The following is a 3,472-nucleotide window of genomic DNA, read 5'->3' on the forward strand; positions in this document are numbered from 1 at the left end:
GGACGCGGCCCGCCCCGCCCGCGCGGCGCGTGCGGCTCGCGGTCGTCGGCTCGTCGACCGGCGGCCCGGAGGCGCTCTCGCGCGTCCTGTCGTCGCTCACCGCACCGCCCCCGGTGCCCGTGCTCGTCGTCCAGCACATGCCGCCGGTGTTCACGCGGCAGCTCGCGTCGCGGCTGGACCGGCTGGGCCCGGCCGCCGTCGTCGAGGCCGCGGGCGAGCCCCTCGTCGCCGGCACCGTCTACGTCGCCCCCGGCGACCGTCACCTCGAGGTGCGGCGCACGGGCAGCGGCTTCGAGACGGTGCTCACCGACGCGCCGCCGGTGAACTTCTGCCGGCCGTCCGTCGACGTCCTGTTCACCTCCGCGGTCCAGGCGGCCGGCGGCGAGCTCGTCGCGACCGTGCTCACAGGCATGGGCGCCGACGGCCGCGTCGGCTGCCAGGCCGTCGTCGACGCCGGCGGCACGGTGCTCGTCCAGGACGAGCCGACCAGCGTCGTCTGGGGCATGCCCGGGGCCGTCGCCCAGGCCGGCCTGGCGCACCAGGTGCTTCCGCTTCCCGAGATCGGTGCCGCCCTCGAGCGGTCCTTCACACCCCAGGGGGTGCCCGCATGACGTTGTCCCCCGAGTCCTTCGCGTTCGTCGCGGACCTGGTCCGCCGTCGCAGCGCGATCCAGCTCGCCGACGGCAAGGAGTACCTCGTCGAGAGCCGGCTGCTCCCGCTGGCGCGGGAGGCGTCGCTCGACGTCGACGCGTACGTCGACGCGCTGCGCCGCCGCTCGGACCCCGGCGAGATCACCCGGGTCGTCGAGGCGATGACCACCAACGAGACGTCGTGGTTCCGCGACGGGCTGCCGTACGTGGCCCTGCGCGAGCGTGAGCTGCCCCGCCTCGTCGAGGCCCGGCGGGCCGCCGGCCGCCTGCACGTGTGGTCGGCCGCCTGCTCGACCGGCCAGGAGCCGTACTCGGTCGCCATGACGATGGCCGACGTGCTCCCGCCGGAGATGACCGGCCGCATCCTCGCGACCGACCTGTCCGAGCAGGTGCTCACCCGCGCCCGGGCGGGCCGGTACTCGCAGCTCGAGGTCAACCGCGGCATGCCCGCGGGGATGCTCGTGTCGCACATGCGCCGGGTCGGCACGGAGTGGGAGGTCGACGACGCGGTCCGCGCGATGGTCGAGTTCCGGTCCCACAACCTGCTGGACCCCGCGCCCGCCGGACCGTTCGACGTGGTCCTGCTGCGCAACGTGCTCATCTACTTCGACCTGCCGACCAAGGCCGCGATCCTCGAGCGCGTCCGCCGGGTGATGCGACCCGACGGCGTGCTCGTGCTCGGCGCCGCGGAGACCACGCTCGGCGTGCACGAGGGCTTCGAGCGCCTCAGCGTCGGGCGCACGTCGCTCTACCGGCCGCTGGCCGTCGACGCGTCGGGGGCGCCCGCCCCCGCGGTGGTCGGCCCGCCGCCCTCGGTGGCCGCGAGCGGCGTCCCGCTGCCGCGCCGCACGGCGACGCCGGCGGCCGCCACCCTTCCTGCCGCCACTGCCACCCCCGGGCGCATCACGAGCGCCCTTCCCCGAGGAGCGACCCGATGAGAGCACTGGTGATCGACGACTCCCGCACGATGCGCCGGATCGTCTCCAGCACGTTGCAGCGCATCGGGTTCGACACCGTCGAGGCGGAGCACGGGCGCGACGCGCTCGACCACCTCGAGGCGGGCGAGCGCGTCGACCTGGCGTGCATCGACTGGAACATGCCCGTGATGGACGGCCTCACGTTCGTCACCGAGGTCCGGGCCAACCCGGCGTGGCGCGACGTCACGCTCATGATGGTCACGACCGAGAGCGAGCAGAGCCAGATCGTCCGGGCCCTGGCGGCCGGCGCCCACGAGTACCTGATCAAGCCGTTCACGGCCGACGCCATCCGCGACAAGCTCGACCTGCTCGGGCTCGTCCCTGCCGAGGAGCTCGCATGACCACGACCGTCGCGCACGACCAGGTGCACGCGATCGCCCAGGAGGTGTTCGCCGCCATGGTGGACGGCGACCTCGGCCTCCTGCTGCCGTGGGAGGGCGAGCTGCCCGCCCTCGACGACGCGCTCGTCGCCTGGGTCGACCTGTTCGGCGACTGGTCGGGGCGCGCCGTCCTCGTCACCGCCGAGGGCACCGCGCAGGAGCTGACGCGGGCGCTGATGGGGCTGCACCCCGACGAGCCCGTGGAGCGCGCGGACCTCGAGGACGCGTTCGGCGAGATCGCCAACGTCGTCGGGGGCAACCTCAAGGCGCTGCTCCCGAACCCCGGGACGCTGGGCCTGCCCCGGATCGGCTCGGACCTGCCGCCCCTCGAGGGCGCGGTCCGGGCGCTGCACCTGCCGCTGTCGTGGCGGGGGCGGCTGTTCGTCGTCGACGTGTGGGTCACCACCGCGGCCGGTTCCACCACGGAAGGAGCATCATGACCATCCGAGCCATCGTGGCGGACGACTCCCGCGTCATGCGGCAGATCGTCATCCGCACGCTGCGCCAGGCCGGGTACGACTGGGAGGTCCGCGAGGCCTCCGACGGCGCCGAGGCGCTCGAGGCCGTGCGCGCCGACGAGCCCGACGTCGTCCTGTCGGACTGGAACATGCCCAACATGACCGGCATCGACCTGCTGCGCGCGCTGCGCAGCGCGGGGTTCGGCACGCCGTTCGGGTTCGTCACGTCCGAGGGGTCGCCGGAGATGCGCGCGACCGCCGAGGCCGCGGGCGCGCTCTTCCTCATCGCGAAGCCCTTCACGCCCGAGTCGTTCCGCGAGGTCATCGAGCCGGTGCTGGCATGAACGAGCAGACCCCGCTGCCGTCCGCGAAGGACGTGCGCGAGCTCGTCGAGGGGCTCGTGGGCCGCGAGGTGACGGTGACGACGGGCGGCGCGATGGTCGACCCCGCCGGCGGGGCGTTGGTCGGCGTGTACGTCGACCGGCGGATGCGCCTCGTCGCGATGGTGCTGCTCGACCTGCCGCTCGCGGCGGGCGTCGGCGCGGCGCTCGGCCTCGTGCCGGCGCGCGCGGCCGCCGAGGCCGTCGAGCTGCGCGAGCTGCCGACGAACCTGTCCGAGAACGCCGCCGAGGTGCTCAACGTGACGGCGTCGCTGTTCAACGCGGAGGGCGCGCCGCACGTGCGCCTCGACCGCGTCTACCAGCCGTTCGAGCCCCTCGCGTCCGACCTCACGCCGTGGGTGCTCTCGTACGTGCGCCGGACCGACCTGACGATGGAGGTCGCGGGGTACGGCGAGGGGGCGTTCTCGCTCCTGGTCGTCTGAGGCCGCCGGTCGTCCGGCGCGCCCGCGGGGGAGCGGGGCGTCAGGCGACCGGCGCGACCGACGAGATGCGGTGCACCGCGACGGTGATCTCCGCCTCGCGGTCGAGGTCGAGCACCCGCACGCGGCCGGCGTCGACGCGCACGGGCCGCACGCGGCGGCGCTGCGGTCGGCCGTCCGGCCCGAC

6 protein-coding genes are annotated in these 3,472 nt (G+C 74.8%); all 6 read left to right on the forward strand.

Annotated elements, in window-relative coordinates:
• On the forward strand, window positions 1-611 hold a 611-nt coding region (locus tag HGCM_RS17325; protein ID WP_019136091.1), incomplete at its 5' end, for a CheB methylesterase domain-containing protein.
• Window positions 608-1,588 carry a CheR family methyltransferase gene (locus HGCM_RS06735; protein ID WP_019136092.1) on the forward strand — a complete coding sequence of 327 codons (981 nt, stop codon included), beginning with the start codon at window positions 608-610 and terminating at the stop codon, window positions 1,586-1,588. The genes HGCM_RS17325 and HGCM_RS06735, both read left to right, overlap by 4 nt.
• Entirely contained in the window at window positions 1,585-1,968 is a 384-nt protein-coding gene (locus tag HGCM_RS06740) for a response regulator (RefSeq protein WP_026075310.1), read from the forward strand. The genes HGCM_RS06735 and HGCM_RS06740 overlap by 4 nt, the downstream gene beginning before the upstream one ends.
• On the forward strand, window positions 1,965-2,447 hold the full coding sequence (locus tag HGCM_RS06745) for a chemotaxis protein CheX (protein ID WP_019136094.1): 483 nt from the start codon (window positions 1,965-1,967) through the stop codon (window positions 2,445-2,447). The genes HGCM_RS06740 and HGCM_RS06745 overlap by 4 nt, the downstream gene beginning before the upstream one ends.
• Window positions 2,444-2,809 (forward strand): response regulator, encoded by a 366-nt coding sequence (locus HGCM_RS06750; RefSeq protein ID WP_019136095.1) that lies wholly within the window; start codon window positions 2,444-2,446, stop codon window positions 2,807-2,809. The genes HGCM_RS06745 and HGCM_RS06750 overlap by 4 nt, the downstream gene beginning before the upstream one ends.
• Window positions 2,806-3,288: a hypothetical protein gene (locus tag HGCM_RS06755; RefSeq protein WP_019136096.1), complete on the forward strand. Its 483-nt coding sequence runs from the start codon at window positions 2,806-2,808 to the stop codon at window positions 3,286-3,288. The genes HGCM_RS06750 and HGCM_RS06755 overlap by 4 nt, the downstream gene beginning before the upstream one ends.
• Window positions 3,289-3,472 lie beyond the last annotated feature (184 nt).

The sequence above is a fragment of the Cellulomonas massiliensis JC225 genome (assembly GCF_000312005.1).
Lineage (GTDB): Bacteria > Actinomycetota > Actinomycetes > Actinomycetales > Cellulomonadaceae > Cellulomonas > Cellulomonas massiliensis.